The 19,135-nt window shown below is 71.2% G+C and carries 20 protein-coding genes; 5 read left to right on the forward strand and 15 right to left on the reverse strand.

Translation table 11 applies throughout. The annotated features are described in order from the left end of the window. Nucleotides 1-39 precede the first annotated feature (39 nt). A complete protein-coding gene (locus tag R9X44_RS07285) occupies nt 40-1,326 on the reverse strand; it encodes an XdhC/CoxI family protein (protein WP_319813214.1) in 1,287 nt (428 codons plus the stop codon). Between the two features lie 93 nt (nt 1,327-1,419). Between R9X44_RS07285 and R9X44_RS07290 the strand changes: the two genes are divergently transcribed. Then, nucleotides 1,420-2,541 carry an FAD-dependent monooxygenase gene (locus tag R9X44_RS07290; RefSeq protein WP_319813215.1) on the forward strand — a complete coding sequence of 374 codons (1,122 nt, stop codon included), beginning with the start codon at nt 1,420-1,422 and terminating at the stop codon, nt 2,539-2,541. Nucleotides 2,542-2,657: 116 nt separating this feature from the next. Then, the gene (locus R9X44_RS07295; RefSeq protein ID WP_319813216.1) at nt 2,658-3,290 is read left to right on the forward strand and encodes an IclR family transcriptional regulator; all 633 of its coding nucleotides are present in this window, start codon (nt 2,658-2,660) and stop codon (nt 3,288-3,290) included. 84 nt (nt 3,291-3,374) lie between these two features. On the opposite strand, the gene R9X44_RS07300 is transcribed toward R9X44_RS07295, so the two are convergent. The 5 genes from R9X44_RS07300 to R9X44_RS07320 all read right to left on the reverse strand — a co-directional run bounded on the left by R9X44_RS07300 (nt 3,375) and on the right by R9X44_RS07320 (nt 7,176). Beyond that, complete coding sequence (locus tag R9X44_RS07300) at nt 3,375-3,773, reverse strand: hypothetical protein (RefSeq protein ID WP_319813217.1); 399 nt, start codon at nt 3,771-3,773, stop codon at nt 3,375-3,377. Beyond that, on the reverse strand, nt 3,704-4,564 hold the full coding sequence (locus tag R9X44_RS07305; protein WP_319813218.1) for a phosphotransferase: 861 nt from the start codon (nt 4,562-4,564) through the stop codon (nt 3,704-3,706). Before R9X44_RS07305 ends, R9X44_RS07300 begins: the two co-directional genes overlap by 70 nt. 11 nt (nt 4,565-4,575) lie before the next feature. Then, nucleotides 4,576-5,067, reverse strand: coding sequence for a hypothetical protein (locus R9X44_RS07310; RefSeq protein ID WP_319813219.1), 492 nt, complete (start codon nt 5,065-5,067; stop codon nt 4,576-4,578). Between the two features lie 124 nt (nt 5,068-5,191). Next, nucleotides 5,192-5,785: a 2'-5' RNA ligase family protein gene (locus R9X44_RS07315; protein ID WP_319813220.1), complete on the reverse strand. Its 594-nt coding sequence runs from the start codon at nt 5,783-5,785 to the stop codon at nt 5,192-5,194. 113 nt (nt 5,786-5,898) lie between these two features. Beyond that, on the reverse strand, nt 5,899-7,176 hold the full coding sequence (locus tag R9X44_RS07320) for a hypothetical protein (RefSeq protein ID WP_319813221.1): 1,278 nt from the start codon (nt 7,174-7,176) through the stop codon (nt 5,899-5,901). 73 nt (nt 7,177-7,249) lie between these two features. Here R9X44_RS07320 and R9X44_RS07325 point away from each other — a divergent pair, with 73 nt between their 5' ends. Beyond that, entirely contained in the window at nt 7,250-7,771 is a 522-nt protein-coding gene (locus R9X44_RS07325) for an ATP-binding protein (RefSeq protein WP_319813222.1), read from the forward strand. A 47-nt stretch (nt 7,772-7,818) separates the two neighbouring features. On the opposite strand, the gene R9X44_RS07330 is transcribed toward R9X44_RS07325, so the two are convergent. From R9X44_RS07330 to R9X44_RS07350, 5 genes are read right to left on the reverse strand one after another with little or no spacing between them, the layout of a single operon-like run. Then, entirely contained in the window at nt 7,819-8,634 is an 816-nt protein-coding gene (locus R9X44_RS07330) for an alpha/beta hydrolase (RefSeq protein ID WP_319813223.1), read from the reverse strand. Next, nucleotides 8,634-9,146: a cupin domain-containing protein gene (locus R9X44_RS07335; RefSeq protein ID WP_319813224.1), complete on the reverse strand. Its 513-nt coding sequence runs from the start codon at nt 9,144-9,146 to the stop codon at nt 8,634-8,636. Before R9X44_RS07335 ends, R9X44_RS07330 begins: the two co-directional genes overlap by 1 nt. Before the next feature lie 35 nt (nt 9,147-9,181). After that, on the reverse strand, nt 9,182-10,081 hold the full coding sequence (locus tag R9X44_RS07340) for a VOC family protein (RefSeq protein WP_319813225.1): 900 nt from the start codon (nt 10,079-10,081) through the stop codon (nt 9,182-9,184). Then, nucleotides 10,078-11,769, reverse strand: a complete 1,692-nt coding sequence (locus R9X44_RS07345; protein ID WP_319813226.1) for a thiamine pyrophosphate-binding protein — start codon at nt 11,767-11,769, stop codon at nt 10,078-10,080. The genes R9X44_RS07340 and R9X44_RS07345 overlap by 4 nt, the downstream gene beginning before the upstream one ends. Next, nucleotides 11,762-12,562: an SDR family oxidoreductase gene (locus R9X44_RS07350; RefSeq protein WP_319813227.1), complete on the reverse strand. Its 801-nt coding sequence runs from the start codon at nt 12,560-12,562 to the stop codon at nt 11,762-11,764. Before R9X44_RS07350 ends, R9X44_RS07345 begins: the two co-directional genes overlap by 8 nt. 120 nt (nt 12,563-12,682) lie before the next feature. Here R9X44_RS07350 and R9X44_RS07355 point away from each other — a divergent pair, with 120 nt between their 5' ends. Both R9X44_RS07355 and R9X44_RS07360 read left to right on the forward strand, forming a co-directional pair. Beyond that, the gene (locus tag R9X44_RS07355; protein WP_319813228.1) at nt 12,683-13,549 is read left to right on the forward strand and encodes an aspartate dehydrogenase domain-containing protein; all 867 of its coding nucleotides are present in this window, start codon (nt 12,683-12,685) and stop codon (nt 13,547-13,549) included. A gap of 264 nt (nt 13,550-13,813) precedes the next feature. Next, complete coding sequence (locus R9X44_RS07360) at nt 13,814-14,929, forward strand: amidohydrolase family protein (RefSeq protein WP_319813229.1); 1,116 nt, start codon at nt 13,814-13,816, stop codon at nt 14,927-14,929. A gap of 302 nt (nt 14,930-15,231) precedes the next feature. Here the strand turns inward: R9X44_RS07360 and R9X44_RS07365 are convergent, their stop codons facing one another. Genes R9X44_RS07365 through R9X44_RS07380 form a run of 4 tightly spaced genes read right to left on the reverse strand, consistent with a single transcriptional unit; the run spans nt 15,232 to nt 19,065 of the window. Next, the gene (locus tag R9X44_RS07365; protein ID WP_319813230.1) at nt 15,232-16,122 is read right to left on the reverse strand and encodes an SDR family oxidoreductase; all 891 of its coding nucleotides are present in this window, start codon (nt 16,120-16,122) and stop codon (nt 15,232-15,234) included. Next, nucleotides 16,119-17,726, reverse strand: coding sequence for an FAD-dependent monooxygenase (locus tag R9X44_RS07370; protein WP_319813231.1), 1,608 nt, complete (start codon nt 17,724-17,726; stop codon nt 16,119-16,121). Before R9X44_RS07370 ends, R9X44_RS07365 begins: the two co-directional genes overlap by 4 nt. Further along, the gene (locus R9X44_RS07375) at nt 17,723-18,589 is read right to left on the reverse strand and encodes an NmrA family NAD(P)-binding protein (RefSeq protein ID WP_319813232.1); all 867 of its coding nucleotides are present in this window, start codon (nt 18,587-18,589) and stop codon (nt 17,723-17,725) included. Before R9X44_RS07375 ends, R9X44_RS07370 begins: the two co-directional genes overlap by 4 nt. After that, a complete protein-coding gene (locus R9X44_RS07380) occupies nt 18,586-19,065 on the reverse strand; it encodes a nuclear transport factor 2 family protein (RefSeq protein WP_319813233.1) in 480 nt (159 codons plus the stop codon). The genes R9X44_RS07375 and R9X44_RS07380 overlap by 4 nt, the downstream gene beginning before the upstream one ends. Between the last annotated feature and the right edge of the window lie 70 nt (nt 19,066-19,135).

Here is a 19,135-nt window from a genome sequence, read left to right on the forward strand (position 1 = left end):
GTATGTGTCGACGTTTGGTGACCTTCTTGTCGCTTTATGTCAGTGATCGTGGTGGATGGGGCCGTCGGTGGCGGTGAGGGGGAGGGCGCGGCCGCCGCGTCGGGCGGCGACGATTTCGGCGAGGATCGACACGGCGGTCTCCTCCGGGGTCCGCGCGCCGAGATCGAGCCCGATCGGGGAGCGGAGGCCGGTGAGTTCGCCATCGGACAGTCCGGCATCCCGCAGGCGGTCGAGCCGCTCCGCGTGCGTGCGCCGCGAACCCATCGCACCCACGTACCCGACGGGAAGCCGCAGGGCGACCTTGAGCAGCGGAATATCGAACTTCACATCATGGGTGAGGACGACGATCGCGGTGCGGGCATCGGTCGAGGTGGCCGCAAGGTAGCGATGCGGCCAGTCAACGACCACCTCGTGCGCATCGGGAAACCGACCCGGGGTGGCGAACACAGGCCGCGCATCACACACCGTCACCCGATAACCAAGAAACCTGCCGAGCGACGCCACCGACCCCGCATAGTCAATCGCCCCGAACACCAACAAACGCGGCGGCTCCGCGAACGAGGCAACGAACACCTCAACCCCCTCCCGACACCGCACCGACCGCACCCCGCTCACCCCCGCCTCCAACATCCCCCGCGCCTCCCCAACGACCACCCCATCAACCTCCACCTCACCGGTAGACCCATAACACGCAGCCCCATCAACAGCCAACACACCCCCAACGACACCCTCCCGCCCCAAAACATCGGAGCCCACGACATCCGCGACAACCGGCACCAACGCGGACGCGGCACGGCGTCCGCTGGCGGAGGCCGCCAGGGCGGCGTCGGCAGGATGCGCGGCGACGACGGCCGGGGCCAGGGCGGGAGCGGCGCGGTGTTCGGCGTCCGCGACAGCCGGGGCGAGTGCGGGCGCGGCGGGGGCGGTGGGGGGTGTGGGGGTGGGGAGGAGGTGGGCCAGGGCTATGGGGCGGCCTGCGGTGAGGGCTTCGGAGAGGGCGGAGATCACGGCGGGCGGGGGTGCGGGGGTCACCCAGACCTCGACGGTACCGCCGCAGGTCAGGCCGACGGCGAAGGCCGTGTCGTCGGAGTAGCCGAAGGTCTCGCGGAAGGAGTCGCCGGTTTCCAGCGCGCGTAGGCACAGGTCGTAGACCGCGCCTTCGACGCAGCCGCCCGAGACGCTGCCGACCGCTTCGCCGTCCTCGGCGACGGCCATCGCCGCGCCGGGCGTCCGGGGGGCGCTGCCGCCGGTGGCGATGACCGTGGCCAGCGCGTACCGGGTGCCGGATCGCTGCCAGGCCGTCAGCCGCTCGATGATCTCCCGCACTGTCCGCCCCCTTGTCGTCGCGTTTGCACGCAAAGATACCTTAGGACTAACATTCTTTGAACAAAGTGTTCAATCGAGAACAGGACCACACCCATGGGTTCCTCCATCGCCATCAGCGGCGCGGGGATCGGCGGGCTCGCCGCCGCGATCGCGCTCCGTTCCCTCGGCCACGAGGTCGTGGTCTACGAGCAGGCGCCCAAGTTCGCCAGGGTCGGCGCGGACATCAACCTGACCCCGAACGCCGTCCGCGCCCTCGACGGCCTCGGCGTCGGCGACGCCCTGCGCGAGACCGCGGCCCGCCCGACCCACCGGATCAGCCGCACCTACGACACCGGCGAGGAGACCTCACGCCTGCCCATGGGCGACACCGCCGAGCTGCAGTACGGCGCGCCGCAGCTCACCATGCACCGCGCCGACCTCATGAGCGCGCTTGAGGCCGCAGTGCCCGCGTCGGCGATCCGGCTCGGCACGAAGGTCGCCGGCCTGACGCAGGACGACGAGGGCGTCACGCTCGAGTTCGCCGACGGCACGTCCGCCCGGCACGCCGCGGTGATCGGCGCGGACGGCATCCACTCCGTCGTCCGGACCGCCCTGTTCGGCAAGGAAAGCCCGGTCTTCACCGGAGTCGTCGCCTATCGCGCGGTCGTCCCGATCTCCACACTTTCCGACGTCACGAACCTCGACGCGTTCACCAAGTGGTGGGGCCCCAACAAGGACACCCAGATCGTGACATTCCCCCTCAACCGGGGCGAAGACCTGTTCATCTTCGCGACGATCCCCCAGGAGGGCTGGCACGCCGAGTCCTGGACCCAGCCCGGCGACGTCGCCGAGCTCACCGACCTCTACCGCGACTTCCACCCCGAGGCCCGCCGCCTCCTGGCGGCCTGCGACGAGGTGCTCAAGTCCGCACTCTACGTCCGCGACCCCCTCCCCACCTGGACCGCGGGCCGCGCCACCCTCCTGGGCGACGCCTGCCACCCGATGATGCCCTTCATGGCCCAGGGCGCGGGCCAGGCCGTCGAAGACGCCGTCGTGCTGGCCCGCGCCATCGACGCCGCCCCCACCTTCGAAGCCGCCTTCGCCGCCTACGAGACCGCGCGCCTCCCCCGCACGTCCCGCATCCAGATCTCCTCCCGCGACAACGCCTGGCTCAAGGAGTCCGGCACCGGCGACTGGGTCTACGCCTACAACCCCTGGACCACCCCCCTCACATGACCCCACCTCCGGCTCCCTCCAACACCCCGAAGGCGGCCCCCCAGACAGCGACCCCGACATCAGCCCCGGCTCGCGTCGGGGGGCCGGGGGCGGGGTCGGGGTCGGCGGCCGCGCGGGTGCTGACGCTCCTCGAGCACATCGCCGAGGGCGGCAGCACCGCGAACCTGTCCGACCTGGCCCGCGCCACCGGCCTCAACCGCCTCACCGCGACCCGCCTGCTCGCCGACCTCACCGAGGCGGACGCGATCGAGCGCACCGCGTCAGGCCACCGCCTGAGCACCCGCCTCCTCCATTTGGCCGCCACCGCCCTCTCCGGCCAGGACCTCACCTCCCTGGGCCAACGCGCCCTAGACTCCCTCAGCTCCAAGCTCGGTGTCTCGGCCTATCTGGTGGTAGCCGACGACACCCACCTCACCTACCTCCTGCGCGCCATCCCCGACCAGCCCCTCGTCTCCCACATCACCACGGGCACCGTCGTCCCCCTCACCGCCACCACCGGCGGCCGAGCCATCCTCGCCGCCCGCTCCGGCCACCCGCCCGCCTGCGTCTGGAGCCGCTCAGGCTACGAACCCGGCATCGACTCCGTAGCCGCCGCCATCACCCCCACCCCCACCCACCCGGTCGCCGCCCTGAGCCTCGCCGCCCCCTCCGGCGCCCTCGACCCCACCCCCACCCACGCCACAGCCCTGGAATCCCTCCTCCTCCAAACCACCACCTCCCTAGCCACCCTCCTAACCCACCCCCACTAACCCCTCCCCCAACACCCCCGCGCACCGAACACACACGCCACCCCCAATCCGACCTCCTGCGTCACCCCAGACCCAAACCTCACATCAGCACAGCAACCCACAGAGCTCAGTGATCTGACGGGCGGGAAAGTGAAGGCTCGCGTTCGGGAGGGGGCCGGTGGAGCGGAGGCGGATGTTGGATGCCCAGCCGTTGCCGGGGCGGAGGGGCTCGGCGATGCTCAGGAGGATCTGCATGTCGGCTGTGGGCATGGTGAGCCAGGCGAAGTCGGCGTAGAAGGCGGCGTAGCGGTTCCATCGGTCGGGTGGGATGGCGGCTCCGCCTTGGGCGAGAGATTCTCCGGCGTTCTGGCAGCACATGGCCGTGTCGAGGCCGAGTGCCCAGATGGCCGAGACCAGGTCGGTCATTCCCTCGTCTATGGCGACGGTGGTGCCGTCGAGCTTGGTGATGTTCCTGGTCGGGTGGACTTGTCGTGGTTCGTGCATGGGAGTCCTCGGCGGTACTCGGCCCAGTGGCCGGTGAGGTGTCGGAGTTCGTGGGCCCAGGGTTCGGCGATGCGGTCGGCTGCGGTGATCCAGAAGGCGGCGTTCATTTCGGCGAAGTTCGTGAGCGTCGCTGCGGGGAGGCTGGTCCAGGCGGGAAACCGGGAAAGCCATGCTTCGGCTTGTTCGGGGGTGTGTCCGGCTTTGAGGAGCCATTGGGCGAGGAGGGCGAGTTCGGTCCAGGCGGCGCCTCGGCTGGCGAAGCCCCAGTCGACGAGGAAAGCGTCCTCGTCGGGGGTGATGAGGAGGTTGCCGGGGTTGAGGTCGGCGTGGATGACGGTGTCGCCTTCGAGGGCGGAGATGTCGCCCAGATCCGTCCAGCGGCGTCCGACGGGGATTTTCAGGTCGGGGGCGTCGATCGTCTGGAGGCGGTGGATGACTGCTTCCAGGCGGGCGAGGTCTGGAGAGCCTGGCTGGTAGTCGGCGTGGCGGGCCTCTATGTGTTCGTAGGCGAGGAGGTGCCAGCCCTCGGCTTCCACGTTGTGGAGAAGCCGAGGGGCCAGGCCGACGACGGCGGGGTTGATGCGGGCTTCGCGCCGCAGGGCCCACAGGTCCGGGGTTTCCGGGTCGGTCTGCATGCCTTTGAGGAAGAGGGTTCGGGTCTCGGTGTGGAGGACGGCGGTGATGTCGGAGTGCTCGCCCACGTGGTGCGGGGTGGCGTGTTCGACTCGGCCGGTGTGCTCCTCGATGGCGGCCCGGGTCTTGGGCGGCAGGTCTTCCCAGGTGCGGCGCATGATCTTGGACCTTAGGCGGTGAGGCGGGTGACCTTCAGGTAGCAGTTGTCGGTCTGGCAGCAGCTTGTGCCCTGCTCCCACATGGAGGGGTCGACGGGCCAGCCGTAGAAGGCCATCGCCGTGGTCGTGAGGGTGACGGACTTCCCGGTGCGGATGTCGTCGTGGGTGACGGGGACGTGGTCGAGGAAGGCACCGTCGGTGAGGTCGGCGCAGAAGGCGCGGTACTCGGCGGTGAAGTCGAGGAAGTAGTGGATCGCGGGGTCCACGGCGGCGGACGGGGTGAGGTAAATGAACTCGTGGCCGTCCTGAACGAGGTCGGCGGGCGGGTTCTCGGGGTCGTAGGCGGCGACGGTGGCCATGTAGGCGAGCATCTGCTCGACCATCGTCTCGGCGTAGGTCGTCGCGACGGGCATGTGCTCCTGGATGCGGGCGACGATCTTGCTGAACAGGTCCGTGGAGACGAGGTTGCGGGGAGTCCTGGTCTGGGTGTCTTCGGTGATCACAAGCGTTCCTCTCGATCGAGCGGTCATCTTGCTGCCGTGATCCGCCCCGCTCTCAGGAGGCCGGAAGCGGGGCGGATCGCCATGGCAAGTGAACGTCGGCGCGGGAGGCGGCGGGCAGAGGAGATCAGAGGAGACGGTCGTTCAGCGGGAGGGAGTGCAGGACCGTCCAACGGTAGGCGGCCCCTTCCCTGCGGAGTTCCACCAACTCGACAGACCTCACCGCGATGCGTACTGGCGATAGGTCGCGGAGCGGGAGGAGGTAGGGAAGGAGATCCTTGGCGGGGCGGGCACGGTTGTTGTAGGTGACACCCAGGTGGGGGCGGAAGCTCGGGGTGGGACGGCCGCCGGGGACGCCTGCGCGGGTGTTCGCGGTGGTGAGGGTGTGGTGGAGGTCGGTGAGGTGGTGCCAGGGGGTGACGGTGAAGCGGGCGGCCCCGCGTGACGCGGTGAGGGGGTGGGCGGTGAGGGTGAATCTTGCTTGGAGGGTTGTGGCGGCCAGGTCGGCGAGTTGGTTCGGGGTGACGCGGTCGGTGTCGCCGATCTTGGTCATGGTGATGTGGAGGCCGTCTTCGGGGACGTCGTCCATGCCGAGCGGTGCGAGGGCGTCCTGGCAGCGACGGGCGAGCTTCAGCAGGTCCGGGATGTCGGGGAAGGTGAGCATCCAGTAGTAGGCGCGGTATGCGGGATGCCACCGCGCCCGGTCCCAGTGGTCCTTCATCACATCGAGAGCCCGGTAAGCCTCCCAGTCCCGGGCCAGGATGGCAGCGGGATCATGGAGGTCAGAGGGAGGACCGGCTGGGAAGGACTCCTCGTCGTGGTGTAGCCGGGGTGTCATGGTGTCGTCTCGGCGGTGTGGCGGGTGCGGGCTGTGGCCTTCCACGAGGCGAGGCGATGGCGAAAGCTCGTCGCTTCCGGTGTGCCGTTCCAGCGGGCGGCCTTGTGGGCAAGTTCCTCGGCCCGCTGCCCGACGGACTTGATGGGCGCGGAGGCCGTCATGGACAGGGCCTGGTGTCCGAGTTCCAGGGCGCGGCCCACGTCCGGGTCGCGTTGGGTCAGGAGCGCGCTCGCGGTATCGAGGCGGACGAGTGCCTTACTCCAGCGAGAGTCGGACTCCTCCACGAGGGAATCGAGGGCTTCGGTGTGCTCCAGGACCCGGGTATGGTCCCCGAGGGACAGCAGCGCGGTCGCGGCGTTGGCCATGGTGCGGGCCGGGCTGTACGGGGTGAAGGCGACGCACGAGGACATGCCACCGGGCAGCCCTTCCGAAATGTCGGACAAGGTCAGTGCCTCCTCAATGCGTCGTCGGGCTTCCGTATTGTGCCCGGTCATGCGGGCGAGTGCCCGAGCGCGTCCGTTGACGAGGAGCCTGATGGCCTGCGGGCTGGACGGAGCGAGCCTGATCCCGGCATCCGCGGCTTGGTCGGCCTCGGCGTAGCGGCCTTGATAGTAGAGCCCGAACGAGCGGGTCCCCATCGCCCACATCGCCAACTCGACGTCCTCGGCCTCACGCGCGAGCAACTCTGCCTCGGTGCAGTAGGCGTCGCACAATGACGGCTTGTCCAGGTTCACGGCCATGTAGCCGAGCAGCCCCGAAGCCTTCGCCGCCAAGCGAAAAAGGGCGCGGCGCTGCCTGGCCGACTGCCGGCCGTCGAGGAGGCCGTGCAGCGTCTGCCGCCACAGAAGCATCCGCTGGGCCAGCGGCCAGGGGCCCTCGCCCTCGTAAGCGCCGACGACCTGCGCGATCGACCGTTCAGCGTCGTCAAGCACGGCGTCGTCCACGTTCGAGTGCGTCAGAGCGCGCGCCCGAGCGACGATCCGCGCGGGGTCCTCACCCTCCAGAGAAGACGCCTCGGCTTGCCCCTCACCGTTGAACGCGATCTCCCACACCCGCCTGTACAGCTCCGCGTAAACCGGCCCAGGACGATGCTCGCCCCGCTCATGGAACCGGATCTCCCGGACGATCGAGTCCCGGCCCGGAAGCTGCACCCTCGTCTTCTCATCAGCCGCCAAGAAGAGCCGGCGAGCGAGTTCCCGCTGGCTCCAGCACAAGCGATGCCGCCGGGTACGGATCTCCTCCGCCCAAAGAGGTCTCACCGCGTCCTCGCCCATGCGCACCTCCCCGCCGTCGACCGTAAGATTCCCGACCTCCTCCAGTCTCCTCCTGACGTGTCCTTGCGCGCAGGTGTTCGCTTTGCGTGATGGTCCCGATACCGGGACGGCCCTGCTTCCTCTGGAGAATGGCATGACATTGGTTCGCAGCACGTCGAGCCTGAGCAAGGGCGAATGGGTGCGTGCCCGTGGTGAACGCGTCTGGCGGGTGGCGTTCCCCGGGGCGCACGACCAGGTGCGGCGTGCCCGTGCGCTCGTCAGAACGCTGCTTGCGGGAACCGGTTGCGAGGACGACGCTGCCCTTGTCGTCACGGAACTGGCGAACAACGCACTCCAGCACACGAGGTCGGGTGTGGAGGGAGGGTGGTTCGGCGTTGAGGTCGTCGCGAACGACGCCCGCGTCCTTGTCTCCGTCACCGACCAGGGTGCCGGTGGCGAACTCGTCTGGGCGAACTCGGGGCCGGGCGCTGAGGACGGGCGTGGCCTCTTCATTGTGGCCGAGTTGGCCGCGTCGTGCGGGGCACGCGTCGAGTCGGACGGCGCGCACACTGTCTGGGCGGAGTTGGGGGCTCGTTGCCTTGGCCGCATGTTTTGAGGGGCTCGGTCGCAGTCTTGATCTTGGAGTATGCGGCGGCGGGGTTGTTAGAGGGTGGTGAGGAACGTGGATAGTTCTGTGTTGAAGGCTGTGGGGTTTTCTTGGTTGGCGAGGTGGCCTGCGGCGGGGATTTCGCGGAGGGCTGCGTTGGGGATCTGGGTTGCCAGGGCTTTGGCTTCGGGGCGGCCGGTCACGTTGTCGGAGGCGCCGTAGAGGATGAGGGTGGGGGCCTTGATGGCGGCAAGGGCGCCGTCGAGGTTGGTGGTGGCCATGGAGTGGGCGGCGTGGGCGTAGCCGGGGAGGCGGATGGCGGAGGCCATGGCGGTGGTGGCGGCCTCGACTTCCGCGGGGGGCGCGTCCGGGCGGAGGAGGCGGCGGGCGCGGGCGGCGGCGAACGCGTCGGGGCCCTGGACGGCGAGGTCGTCGGGGCGGGCGCGCATGGCGGCGGCCTGGGCCGGGGACTGGGCGGAGCCCCGGGTGCTGTCGCCGAGGACCAGGGCGCGGACCAGGGACGGGTGGCGCTGGGCAAGGCGGGCCGCGATGACACCGCCCCACGACATGCCGAGGACGACGGCGTCGTCATGGCCGAGCTCCCGGATGAGGGAGGCCGCGAGGTCGGCGTACCCGTCCATCCCGGGCGCAGCCGACAAAGGCGGAGAAGACGCGTAGCCAGGGGCGTCCCACGCGACGACCCGCATAACCGACGAGAACGCCGCGAACTGGGCGTCGAAGGAGGCCGAGCTGTTGCCGATGCCGTGCAGGCAGAGCAGGAGCGGGCCGTTCCCCTCCGAACGGAAGTGGGGAAGGGCCGCCCCGGCCTCCCGGGAGGGCAGGCCAGGGGCGGGGCGGGGCGCGGACGTCATCAGTCGCGGGTGACGCCGTGCATCTCCGACGTCGCCGGGTACGACGGGAGCGCCGGCTTCTTCGTGCCGATGATGACGCAGATGCGCGCGTCCTCCTCCGAGACCGTCTTGAGGCTGCGCGGCACCCCGGCCGGCACGCAGAGCAGGTCGTACTTCCCGAGGACCCGGCTCGCCCTCTTGTTCCCGTCCTCCACGTCGTGGACGGAGAACTCGACGCGCCCCTCGAGGACGAAGAAGGCTTCCTCGACGTCCGGGTGGGTGTGCTCGGGCCCGACGCAGCCGGACGGCAGGATCATGTTCGAGAACGTGAAGTGGTCCGACGGGATGATCGAGGAGTCGCCCTCGTGGTTGCCGGTCGCGCCGGAGCCGATGTAGCGGACCTGGGCGCGGCGGAACTTGTCGCCGGCCTTGGTCTGGAACTTGAGGGTGTCGAAGTCGATGTTGCGGGTCTCGCTTGAGGCGAGGCAGCTGTCGATGAGGGTTTCGAGTTCGGGGGTACTGGTCTCGGACATCTTGTGGCCTTTCTCGTTGCGGGTGCGGTGGGCGGTCAGGCCCAGCCGGGGTCGGGCGTGCCGCCCATGTGGCTGCGGATGTGCGGGCTCGGCGGCCCCGCCGTGCGGAACAGGTCGGACAGTTCCGGCACGCGCGGCCACACCCGCGGCATCCATGTGTCGTCGTCGATCTGCATGACCTCGGCCGTCATCTCCGGGACGAGTCCGGCGGGGTCGACGTAGTAGGCGAACGCGTTGTCCCCCGGCCCATGACGGCCCGGGCCCCACGCGGTCTCGTGCCCGGCGACCTTGAGCCGTCCGATGCTGCGCAGCCACGCGTCGAGGTTCGCGACCTCGTACGCGACGTGGTTCGGCGCGGCCCACTCGGCCTGGTTGAAGGCGATGACGTGGTGGTCGCCGACGGCGCGCAGGAACACCATCTGGTGCTCCGACCAGTCGCTGACGCGCAGGCCGAGCACCCGGGTGTACCAGGCGGTGAGGGCGTCGATGTCGGTGGTGTTGAGGACGCAGTGGGCGACCTTGCGCGGCACCGGGACGTCCTGGGGCCGCTCGGCGACGGCGTTGACGTACGCGCTGATCTCCAGGACCCGGTTCTCCGGGTCGGTGAAGCGGAACCCGTAGCCCCCGCCCGGCCGGGTGATCGGGCCGGGCGGCTCGATGATCTGCGCGCCCTCGGCGGCGGCCCAGGCGGCCGCCGCGTCGACCTCCTCGGGGGTGGGCAGCGCGAACGCGATGTGGTCGAGCGCGTTGTGGTCGGCGGCGTGCAACTGCAGGACGTGGTGTTCGGGGCCGGCCGCGCGCAGGTAGGCGGCGTCGTCGGACCGTTCCACGAGTTCCAGGCCCCACGGACCGCTGTAGAACGCGACGGACTCCTCAAGCGCCGTCGTCCGCAGCCCGACGTGGCGCAGGGCCCTGATCTTCGGTGGTGCCGTCATCGGCTGTCCTTCCGGGGGTCGGGGATCGACACGGGCGGGGTGAACGGCTTCGGGATGGGGCCGAGCGCGTCGACGTCGACCTCGACGAACGCCGCGCCCCGGACGGAGAGGGCGGCGGCCAGCGCGCCCTCTATCTCCTCGACGCCCTTCACCTTCCAGTACGGCAGCCCGTACGCCTGGGCAAGGAGGCCGAAGTCGGGGGTGGCGAGGTCGACGCCGGAGCGGCGGCCGACGAACCCGTCCTGGGTGTTGCGCAGGACGCCGTAGCCGCCGTCGTTGAACAGCAGCACGACCGCCCACGGGTTCTCCTGCGCGAGCGTGCCGAGCTCACCGAGGTGGACGGCGAAGCCGCCGTCCCCGGCGAGGATCAGCGAGGGCACGTCGGGCCTGGCGAGCGCGCCGCCGATGCCCATCGCGAGGCCCTGCCCGATGCCGCCGCCGCGCGGGAACACGTTGACCGACGGGTCGTCCACGGCCAGCAGGCGGTTCCCCCACATGCTGGAGGGGATGGTGACGTCCCTGGCCAGGACCGCGGTGCGCGGGAAGGCGGCGCGGACGGCGTCGCAGATCTCCGCCTGCCAGCCGATCGACGCGCGCAGCCCCTCGCGCGCGCCGCGCCGGGCGGCGGCGACCTCGGTCAGCCAGGTGTCGTCGGTGCCGGTGCGCTCGGGCAGCCGGTCGAGCAGCGCGCGCAGGACCGCCGACGCGTCGCCGACCAGCCCGGCCGACGCCGGGTAGACGCGGCCGATCGCGGCGGGATCGAGGTCGATCTGGACGTGCTCCGACGGCAGGCCGAGCGAGTAGTCGCCGGTCTCGTTGCTGCGGAAGTGTGTGCCGATGCTGATCAGGAGGTCGGCCCGCTCGCGGACCGGCGCGACGGCCGGGTTCATCGCGAAGTTGCCGATGCACGCGCCGTGCCCCTCGCCGACGACGCCTCGCCCGGAGTTGCTGGTGAGGAGCCCGGCGCGGGTCCTGGTGAGCAGCGCGGCGACCTCGTCGCGGGCGTCGAGCGCGCCGCCGCCGACCCACAGCAGCGGCCTGCGCGCCCCGGCGATCAGCGCGGCGGCCTCATCGAGCGCGGCGGCGTCGGGAAGGACGGGTTCGGCGCGCGGGGTGACGTCGAGTTCCGGGATCTCGTGTATCCGGTACTGGAGGTCGATCGGCCACTCGACGCTGACCGGGCCGTAGGGCGCGGTCGCGGCCTCGCGGGCGGCGCGGGCGAGCAGTTCGGGCGCGCCCGCGACGTCGGCGACGGTGTAGGCGGCCTTGCTGACCGCGGCGAGCATGCCCGCCTGGTCCTTGGTCTCGTGGATGAAGCCGCGGCCCTGCCCGAGGTAGCGGCTCTCGATCTGCCCGGTGACGTGCAGGACGCGCGAGCCGGTGGCCAGCGCCTCGATGAGGGACCCCGCGGCATTGCCCGCGCCGGTTCCGGTGCTGGTCAGCGCGATGCCGACGGTGCCGCGCACCCGCCCGTAGGCGTCGGCGGCGTTGACGGCGGCGGCCTCGTGCCGGACCGGGACGAACCTCAGCTTCTCCGACACCGCGTCGACGAGCGGCATGTTGTGCACGCTGACGACGCCGAAGGCGGTGTCCACGCCGAGCGCCTCCATGAGCGCGACGAGGAGGTCGCCGCCGTTGACGGCGTCGAGGGCCCGGCGGGTGGGCTGATCGGGCGACTTGTCAGACATAGCGGGCGACTCCTCCGGAGACCTCGAGCTGTGTGCCGGTGATGTAGGAGGCGCGCGGGGACGCCAGGAAGACGATGGCCGCGGCGACCTCGTCGGCGGAACCGAACCGGCCCGCGGCGATGCGGCGGTCGGCGGCGATGTAGCGCGACCACTCCTCGTAGGAGCCGGACGACTGGCCCGTCTCGACGGCCGTCTCGTAGCGACGCCGCCACTGGCCGGTGTCGATCAGGCCGACGCACACCGAGTTGACGCGGACGCCGTCGGCGGCGAGCTCGGCGGCCATCGACGTCGAAAGGTTCAGCAGCCCGGCCCGCGCGGCGGACGTGGCGACGAGGTGTGGCTCTGGCTGGCGGGCCAGGACCGCGTTCAGGTTGACGATCGCAGCCGCGTCGGAGGCGCGCAGGGCGTCGAGCGCGGCGCGGGTGGGGTTGATGACGCCGAAGAACTTCAGGTCGAGCTCGGCCCGCCACGCCTCGTCGGTGGTGGTGCGGAAGGTCGACGTGTGCGAGCGGCCCGCGTTGTTGACGAGCACGTCGAGCCCGCCGAAGACCTCGATCGCCCCGGCCGTGAACGCCTGCGTGGAGGCGGCGTCGGTGACGTCGGCGGTGCCGTAGTGCAGCCGGTCTCCGTGGCGTTCGCGCAGGGGGGCGAGGGCGGTTTCCAGCCTTCCGGGGTCCCGGCCGCAGGTCGCGACGTTCGCCCCCTCGGCGAGCAGCGCCGCGACCGTGGCGAGCCCGATGCCCGAGCTCCCCCCGGTGACGAGCGCCGTCCGGCCGGCAAGTCCCAGTTCCATGAACCGCACGGTACCATAAATCTCAGACCTAAGTATCTTTAGTCCCAGGTAATTAGTTCTGAGCCGCTCAGCACTGAGTTAATGCAGGTCGAGGGGTCGACCCGCCCGAAAGGAGCCCACATGCCGGAAGCGACGACGGCCGCACAGCTGACGCGAGAAGACGCGCAGGCCGGGAACGAGGGCACGCGCGACGAGGCCACGCGCGACGGGCGCGGCGCGAGCGGGCGGCCCCGGGCGGTGGCGGTGCTCGGATGGGGGGCCATCGGGTCGGTGGTGGGGGCGCGGCTGCTCGCGGGGGCGGTGCCCGGGGCGCGGCTCGAGTGTGTCGTCGCGCGGGGCGAGGTTGACGCGCCGGTGCCGGTCGTGAGCGCGGACGAGGCGATCGCGCGGGCCGACGTGCTCGTGGAGTGCGCGGGCCACGCGGCCCTCGCCGCGCACGGGCTCGCGGCGCTCAGCGCGGGCGTCGACGTCGTCGTCTCCTCGGTCGGCGCGCTCATCGACGCGGGCCTGCGCGCGGAGCTGGAGGCCGCCCGCCCCGGCCGCCTGCACGTGACGACGGGGGCGCTCGGCGGGCTCGACCTCCTCGTCGCCGCCTCCCTGGCCGCGCCCTTCACCTCGGTCCGGCTCACCACGACCAAGACGCCGCGCGCGCTCGTCCAGGACTGGATGGACGACGACCGCAAGGCCGAACTCCGCGCCGCGCGCGGGCCCGTCACGGTCTTCCGGGGCTCAGCCGAGGAGGCCGCCCCCCTGTTCCCCAAGTCCCTGAACGTCGCGGCGACCCTCGCCCTGTCTCTGCCCGGGACCCCGGTGGAGGTGGAGCTCGTCGCCGACCCGGACGCCGCCCTCGTCACCCACGTGGTCACCGCCGAGGGCCCGGTCGGCTCCTACCGGTTCGAGGTCCAGAACCGCCCCTCCCCCGCCAACCCCCGCACCAGCCAGGTCGTCCCCTACGCCGTCCTGCGCACACTCCAGAGGGCGCTCTGAACTACAACCCCATATATTCCGACGGAGTTCACCGCGGGGAGCATCGGGCAGGTGAACCGGCCCTAACCCTCACACCGGCCCCAGAAGCAATATAGGGAAGACCACCGCATACCCCGCTGGCCGGATTTCGCCACTTCGCCGGGATCACCGGCTGGATCACCCCGGCTCGGCTACCCTTGTGCCGCCGAGCCCTTGCCCCAGGGAATATACGATACATATCCTGTGACCCCGGTCATACAGCGGTAGAACAGGATGGTCCCCAGGATGCTCGACTCCCCTTCGGCGTTCGTGGTGCGCGACGTACGGATCTTCGACGGCCACGGCCTGTCCGACCCGGGGACCGTGGCCGTCGACCACGGGATCATCGTCGCCCCCGAGCAGGCCCCCGCCGACGCCGTCGTCTACGAAGGGCGCGGCGGCACGCTCCTGCCCGGCCTCATCGACGCGCACATCCACCTGCGCGAGGAGTCCGACCTCGTGGCGCAGCGCGCGTTCGGCGTGACGACCGTGCTCGACATGGCCAGCCCGTCGCGCGACGTGCTCGACGCGCTGCGCAGCCTGCCCGGCCTGCCCGAGGTGCGCAGCGCGGGCATCCCGGCGAGCGCGCCCGGCGGCGTGCAGACCACGTTCATGAACTTCCCGAAGGACGCGGTGCTGAGCCGTCCCGACGAGGCCGACGCGTTCGTCGCCGACCGGATCGCGCAGGGCTCGGACCTGCTGAAGATCATCATCGAGGACCCGTCGCGGCCGGTCCCGGCGGGCCTCCCGCAGGAGACGATCGACGCGCTGGTCAAGGCCGCCGACGCGCGCGGCCTGGTGAGCGTCGCGCACGCCGCCGCCGTCGTCACCTTCCAGATGGCGGTCCGCGCGGGCGTCTCGGCGATCACGCACGTGCCGGTCGACGCGCCGCTTGACGAGGCGACGATCGACGCGGTCGCGGCGTCCGGGCAGGTGGTCATCCCGACACTCGTCATGATGGAACGCTCGGCGGCGTCGCCGATGACCCGGCAGATCACCGGCAAGGACCTCGACTTCTCTTACGCGCAGGAGGCCGTGGCCGCCCTGCGCGCGGCGGGCGCGCGCATCCTCGCGGGCACCGACGCCAACTCCTCGCCGCACGCCCCCGCGACGGTCCCGCACGGCGCGGCCCTGCACCGCGAGCTCGCCTACCTGGTCGAGGCGGGCGCGTCCCCGGCCGAGGCGCTGCGCGCCGCGACGATCGACAACGCGACGTTCTTCGGCCTCACCGACCGCGGCGCGATCGCCCCCGGCCTGCGCGCCGACCTCCTCCTCATCGACGGCGACCCCCTCGCCGACATCAACGCCACAACCGACGTCCGCGCCGTCTGGTGCGCCGGCGTCCTCACCGAGCTGTCCTAACCCCCACCCCCACCGCCCGGGCGACCGACGTCCGCGCGGTGCGGCGCGCGAGCGGGGGCCGTAAGGACGGGAAGAGCCGCCCCCGGTGGGGGCGGCTCTGTTCGGGTCAGGGGAGGTGGAAGGCGGGGCCCCGCCCCCGAGGCGTCAGCGTCGTGCTTGCGCCGGATCTCGCCGATCGCGTGGTTGAGCGCCGCCGTGTCCGAGGGGATCAGTGACCCGTCGGGCTCGGGCGGGGTGGTGCCGCCGGACCCCGGAGGGTCCCGCCTCCTCGACGGGGCCGTCCGGTGTGCCGGTCTGCTGGGTCAGCCGGGGCTGCTTCGGTTCTGGTCGGTGAATGCCGCGTGCTGTTTGCGGACGTACTCCTCGAACGTCGTCGGCGGGCGGCCCAGGAGCCAGGTGAGGACGTTGGGGTTGCCGACGAAGTCGTGGCCGCTGTACCGCGCGGAGATCGAGCGCAGGACGCGGATCTGGTGGGTGAACTCGCGCGGGTCGCCGTCGCCGACCCATGCCTTGAGGTAGGTGTCGGCGTCGATCTCGCGGACCTCGATCGGCCTGCCGAGGACCCGGGAGATGATCTCGCCGAGCTCGTGCGCGGTGTACCGGCCGGGCCCGACCAGCTCGTACGTCGCGCCCGCGTGCGCGTCGGGGTCGGCGAGGACGAGCCGCGCGACGTCGGTGACGTCGTCGAGGTCGACCATCGACTGACGCCGGTCGAGCGACCACGACAGCTCGAACACGTCGCGTTCGAACACCGGCCGCAGCTTCAGCGGCAGCATGTAGTTCGCGGGCTGGAGGATGGTGAACTCAAGGCCCGACGACAGCAGGTGCTCTTCGACGTCGCGTTTGATCTCGTGCTGGACGAGGTCGGTGGTGATGGCGTGCAGCACCGAGCTGAAGACGAAGTGGCGCACGCCCTTCGCGCGGGCGGCGTCCACCACCGTGAACCCCATCTCGCGCTCGCGCGGATGCAGGGTCGGGCCGACGTGGAAGACCTTCGCGACGCCGTCGAGCGCGCGGTCGGCGACGCCGGGATCGCTGACGTCGCCGACGACGACGTCAGCGACGCCCAGCGCGCGCAGGTGCCCGGCCGACTCCTCCGACCTGACGCAGGCGCGCACCGCGTGCCCGTCCGCGAGCAGCTTCGGCACGAGCAGCCTGCCCAGGTTCCCGTTGGCCGCGGTGACCAGGATCATGACGTCTCCCTCCGAGGAAATCCGCGGAGCGCCGCCGCGAGCACGTCCGCCGCTTCGGTCTCGGCGGGCGTGCCTCCCATCCAGGCGATGTACTGGTCGGGCCGCACGAGGACGAGTTCTGCCCCGAAGAACGCGGCGAGGCCGAGCGCGGGCTCGTCAAGGACGGTCAGCGGGACGCCGCGCCGTGCGGCCTCCCCGACCAGGCCCGCCGCCGCCTCGGCCGAGCCGATGACGGTGAAGCCGCGGCCCAGCCTGTCGAACAGCGACGTGCCGTCGTCGAGGACGCGGTGCGGCAGCCGGTTGCCGGGCGCGGCGACCGGCAGGTAGTCCGAGCCGTTGGTCGTCTGCCGGGCGGCGGCCTCGCCGTAGCCCATGCCGAACACCAGGCCGTCGCTGTGGAACTCGATGCGCTTGGCGGTCTGGATGCCCTCGGCGACGGCCGGGCGCGCCGCCGCGAACTCGGCTTCGGTCCCGGTCAGCGCCTCGACCGCGAGGGTCGTCGGCCCGGTCTTGCCGTTCTCGGCGGCGGTCGCCACGAACTGCTCGGCGATCGGCCTGCGCTCGGCGGCGTAGCTGTCGAGCAGGTCAACCGGGGCCCAGCCGTTGATCACCGCGGCGAGCTTCCAGCCGAGGTTCACCGCGTCGCCGACGCCCGTGTTATAGCCGTGGCCGCCCCAGGGCGGGTTCTGGTGCGCGGCGTCCCCCGCGATGAAGATGCGGCCCTTGCGGTAGGCGTCGGCGATCAGGGTGCGCGACCACCACGGGTCGGTCGCGATGACCTTGATCGGCAGATCCCTGCCGAGCAGCCCGGTGACGAGCGACTCGGGCGAGACGACGCCGTCGGCGACGTCGGCGGGACGCGCCGTCGCGATCGCCCACCAGGTGCCGGAGAGGTCGAGCCTGCCGACGATCCCCGGCGTCCCGGCGTTCAGCACCCAGTACTGGACCGCGTTGCCGTGCGGGATGAGGTCGCCGAGCTCCGCGCTCTCGAAGGTGATGCTGACGTTCGGCAGCGGCTGGCTCTCGCCCTGGTAGACCGAGCCCATCGCGGCGCGCACGACGCTGCGGGGACCGTCCGCGCCGACCACGTACTTGGCCCGGACGATGGAGGTGACGCCCTCCTCGTCCTCGATCGTCACCGCGACCTCGTCGGGCGTCTCCTCGAGGAGGACCGCCCGGTGGCCGAGCAGCAGCCTGACGTGCTCGGAGCCGGTGAGCGCGTCGCGCATCGCCTCCTCCACGATCGGCTGCGGCACCTGCTGGCCCGCCTCGGCCGCGACCCCGTCGGCGAGGGCGAGGCCGAGCGTGCCGGTGAGCCTGGTGATCTCGCGGCCGGTGGCGGTCGTGCAGAACACGATGTCCTTGGCCCAGTCGACGTGCAGCGGGGCGCGCCTGCGCACCTCGTCAGCCAGGCCCCAGCGGCGGAACAGCTCCATGGTCCGCGCCGACGTGGTCTTGGCCCTGGGCCGCAGGTGCGAGACCTCCGTGCGGGGTTCGACCACGATCGCGCCGACGCCGTGGTGCGCGAGCTCCATCGCGGTCGCGAGCCCGGTCGGGCCGCCGCCGACGACGAGCACGTCGGTGCGGTACTCGGGGGCGGTCATGACGCGACGCCGTCCAGGGTCTCGGCGAGGTAGTCCTCGACCGTGCGGGGCGGCCGGCCCGTCATCAGCTCGACGTCGCCGGAGACGAACTCCGACTCTCCGCGCCGGAACATCTCGTACATCTCCTCGAAGTGCTCGGCCTCCCACAGCGGGGTGCCGCGCCCGGACATCATGATCCGCACGTCGGCGGGCGTGATGTCCTGGAGCTCCACCTTGCGGCCGGTGCGTTCCCCGATGACCGCGGTGATCTCGGCGTACGTCACCGGACGCGGGCCGGTGAGCACGAGGGTGCGGCCCGCCCAGTCGTCGGTGGTGAGCGCGATCGCGGCGCACTCGCCGATGTCGCGGCCGTCGATGAAGCTGATGCCCGCGCCCGCGATCGGGTTGGGCACCGTGCCGGTCGCGCGCACCGACGGCAGCAGGATCTGGCCGATGAGCGTCTGCATGAACGCGTTGGGCCGCAGGATCACGTACGGCTGGCCGCTGTCGCGCAGGACCGTCTCGACCTCCCAGTGCGCGCGGCACGCGTACGGGCCCTGCGGGGTGATCGCCGAGGACGTCCCGGAGACCTTGACGATCGACACGTCGAGCCTGCGCAGCGCCCGCACGATGCGGAGCTGGAGGTCGGCCATGTCGTGGGAGTGCGCGGTGAGCAGCAGCACCGACGACACCTCCGAGCAGGCGGCGATGATCTGGTCGTGGTCGCCGATGTCGACCTGCCGGATCTCGGCCTCGGCGGGCAGCAGCGGCTTGGCGCGGTCCGCGTCGCGGGTCAGCACACGCGGACGCTCACCGCGGGCGACCAGGGACTCCACGATGCGCGGGCCGATGGTGCCCGCGGCCCCGATGACGGCGACGGTCACTCGAACTCCTGCACGACGGCGTCGGCGGGGATGTCGTCCCGAACGAGGTGGGTGTCCTCGGCGCGGCGCCAGATCTCGTAGCCGTTCTCCCGGCAGATCTTGCCGTCGCGCAGCTCGAAGGCGTGCACAAGGCGGACGCTGACGCGGGTGCCGGCCGGGAACGGGCAGTTGTGGAAGCCGTCGCCGGTGACGGTGAAGTCGAAGATGCTGTCGTCGAAGACCCAGTCCTCGGTGGCGAACCGGTGCAGGTTGGTGATCTTGTGCACCTTCATCGAGTCGAAGATCTTGAGGTACTCGGCCTTGACGGTCTCGCGGTCGCGGTGCACGAGGCCGCGCGCGGGCACCTCCCAGATGATGTCGTCGGTGTAGACGCCCACGGCGAGGTCGATGCCCTCGGCGTTCTCGTTGTGGAAGTGCTGGTCCACGGCTTCGATGTTGCGCTTGATGATCTCTTCACGGGTCAGGGTGGACGCCATGGTGGGTTTCTCCAAGTGTCGTGGGTCACAACCTGGTGCGGGGAAGAATATAGCCTGCGAGGGGTGATGG

The sequence above is a fragment of the Actinocorallia sp. A-T 12471 genome, from assembly GCF_033875155.1.
Taxonomy (GTDB): Bacteria; Actinomycetota; Actinomycetes; order Streptosporangiales; family Streptosporangiaceae; genus Actinocorallia.

Excerpts from the sequence above, each read along its gene's own strand:
- R9X44_RS07345 (WP_319813226.1), bottom strand. The coding sequence starts at position 11,769 with ATGTCTGACAAGTCGCCCGATCAGCCCACCCGCCGGGCCCTCGACGCC.
- R9X44_RS07360 (WP_319813229.1), top strand. The coding sequence starts at position 13,814 with ATGCTCGACTCCCCTTCGGCGTTCGTGGTGCGCGACGTACGGATCTTC.
- R9X44_RS07340 (WP_319813225.1), bottom strand. The coding sequence starts at position 10,081 with ATGACGGCACCACCGAAGATCAGGGCCCTGCGCCACGTCGGGCTGCGG.
- R9X44_RS07380 (WP_319813233.1), bottom strand. The coding sequence starts at position 19,065 with ATGGCGTCCACCCTGACCCGTGAAGAGATCATCAAGCGCAACATCGAA.
- R9X44_RS07330 (WP_319813223.1), bottom strand. The coding sequence starts at position 8,634 with ATGACGTCCGCGCCCCGCCCCGCCCCTGGCCTGCCCTCCCGGGAGGCC.
- R9X44_RS07350 (WP_319813227.1), bottom strand. The coding sequence starts at position 12,562 with ATGGAACTGGGACTTGCCGGCCGGACGGCGCTCGTCACCGGGGGGAGC.
- R9X44_RS07305 (WP_319813218.1), bottom strand. The coding sequence starts at position 4,564 with ATGCGCCGCACCTGGGAAGACCTGCCGCCCAAGACCCGGGCCGCCATC.
- R9X44_RS07290 (WP_319813215.1), top strand. The coding sequence starts at position 1,420 with ATGGGTTCCTCCATCGCCATCAGCGGCGCGGGGATCGGCGGGCTCGCC.
- R9X44_RS07335 (WP_319813224.1), bottom strand. The coding sequence starts at position 9,146 with ATGTCCGAGACCAGTACCCCCGAACTCGAAACCCTCATCGACAGCTGC.
- R9X44_RS07365 (WP_319813230.1), bottom strand. The coding sequence starts at position 16,122 with ATGATCCTGGTCACCGCGGCCAACGGGAACCTGGGCAGGCTGCTCGTG.
- R9X44_RS07320 (WP_319813221.1), bottom strand. The coding sequence starts at position 7,176 with ATGGGCGAGGACGCGGTGAGACCTCTTTGGGCGGAGGAGATCCGTACC.
- R9X44_RS07370 (WP_319813231.1), bottom strand. The coding sequence starts at position 17,726 with ATGACCGCCCCCGAGTACCGCACCGACGTGCTCGTCGTCGGCGGCGGC.
- R9X44_RS07300 (WP_319813217.1), bottom strand. The coding sequence starts at position 3,773 with ATGCACGAACCACGACAAGTCCACCCGACCAGGAACATCACCAAGCTC.
- R9X44_RS07355 (WP_319813228.1), top strand. The coding sequence starts at position 12,683 with ATGCCGGAAGCGACGACGGCCGCACAGCTGACGCGAGAAGACGCGCAG.
- R9X44_RS07315 (WP_319813220.1), bottom strand. The coding sequence starts at position 5,785 with ATGAAGGACCACTGGGACCGGGCGCGGTGGCATCCCGCATACCGCGCC.